Source organism: Stenotrophomonas sp. HMWF003, from assembly GCF_003061285.1.
Classification (GTDB): domain Bacteria; phylum Pseudomonadota; class Gammaproteobacteria; order Xanthomonadales; family Xanthomonadaceae; genus Stenotrophomonas; species Stenotrophomonas maltophilia_AP.
This window is the reverse complement of record NZ_QAIW01000268.1, coordinates 1-1,497: the sequence shown is the minus strand read 5'-3', so window position 1 is coordinate 1,497 and position 1,497 is coordinate 1. Positions and strand designations below refer to the sequence as shown.

Here is a 1,497-nt window from a genome sequence, read left to right as displayed (position 1 = left end):
CTCATGAACAGCTTGCGGGCCGTCGAACCGGCGATGCCGAAGGCGGCGATCTGGGTCGGCAGCGTGCTCTGGCCGTGGTTGAGCTTCAGCCGCTCCAGCGCCGCGATCATCTTCTGGCGGCCGGCCAGATGTGCACCACCGGCATCGGCGCGGAACTCGCGGTGGCGCGAGAACCACATCGAAATCACCGTCGCGCCCACGCCGAACACCATCTCCAGCACGAACACGATGATGTAGTACGCAAAGCCCCGGCCGCCGCCTTCGCGATTGCCCGACAGCGCGCTGTCGATGAAACCCCCCACGATGCGGGCCAGCACGATCACGAACGTATTCAACACGCCCTGCAGCAGCGCCATCGTGATCATGTCACCGTTGGCCACGTGCGCGATCTCGTGGCCCAGCACCGCCTCGGCCTCGTCCTCGCTCATGTTGTGCAGCAGGCCCGTGGACACCGCCACCAACGCCTTGTTGCGGTTGGCACCGGTCGCGAACGCGTTGATCTCCGGGCCGTCGTACACCGCCACTTCCGGCATCCCGATGCCGGCCTCGCGGGCCTGCCGCTCGACCGTGGCCAGCAGCCAACGCTCGGTCGGATTGCGCGGCTCGGTGATCACCACCGCGCCCGTGGAACGCTTGGCCATCCATTTGGACAGCAACAGCGAAATGAAGGAACCACCGAAGCCGAAGATGGCCGCCATTACCAGCAAGCCGCTCATCTGGTTGGGGTTCACGCGCAACAGCGACATCACGATGCCCGCCAGGACCAGCACGGCAAGGTTGGTCAGAAGGAAGAGAGCAATGCGACTGAACATGGGAAAATAACGCTCATTGGAGGTTGATGACTGCAAATCTGCGGGGACTTCAGGTTGAATTCAAGTCGCAAACTGACCGACGATTCATAGTTCATGTCCATGACCCCCTACCGCGGCCGCTTCGCGCCCTCGCCCACCGGCCCCCTGCACCCCGGCTCGCTGCTCGCCGCGCTGGGCAGCTGGCTGCTCGCCCGGCACGCCGGCGGGCAGTGGTGGGTGCGCATCGAAGACGTCGACCCCCCGCGCACCGTGCCCGGTGCCATCGACCAGCAACTGGCCGCCTTGACCGCGCTTGGCCTCACCAGCGACGGCCCGATCGTGCGCCAGAGCCAGCGCGACGCCCTCTACCAGCGCGCCCTGGAGCGCCTGCTCGACGAAGGCACCGCGTTTGCCTGCCACTGCAGCCGCAGCGAGCTGGCCGACCAGCACGGCATCCACCACCACTGCGTGGCACGCGGCCTGCGCGCGCAACCGGCCATCCGCCTGCGTGTGCCGCCCGGCACCCGGATTGCCTTCCACGACGGCCTGCGCGGCGAGGTGGAACAGGACGTCCACGCCGACGTCGGCGACTTCGTGCTGCGGCGTGCCGATGGCTACTGGGCCTACCAGCTGGCCGTGGTTGTGGACGACGGCGCCCAGAGCATCACCGACGTGGTGCGCGGGGCCGACCTCCTTGACTCCACCT

General features: G+C 67.2%; 2 protein-coding genes. One reads left to right on the top strand and one right to left on the bottom strand.

What is annotated here, in order from left to right:
- A partial coding sequence (gene htpX / locus DBR34_RS11150) for a protease HtpX (protein WP_128096846.1) occupies positions 1-812 on the bottom strand: 812 nt, incomplete at its 3' end.
- Positions 813-905: 93 nt separating this feature from the next.
- Between htpX and gluQRS the strand changes: the two genes are divergently transcribed.
- The coding region (gene gluQRS / locus DBR34_RS11145) for a tRNA glutamyl-Q(34) synthetase GluQRS (protein ID WP_128096845.1) at positions 906-1,497 on the top strand (592 nt) is incomplete at its 3' end.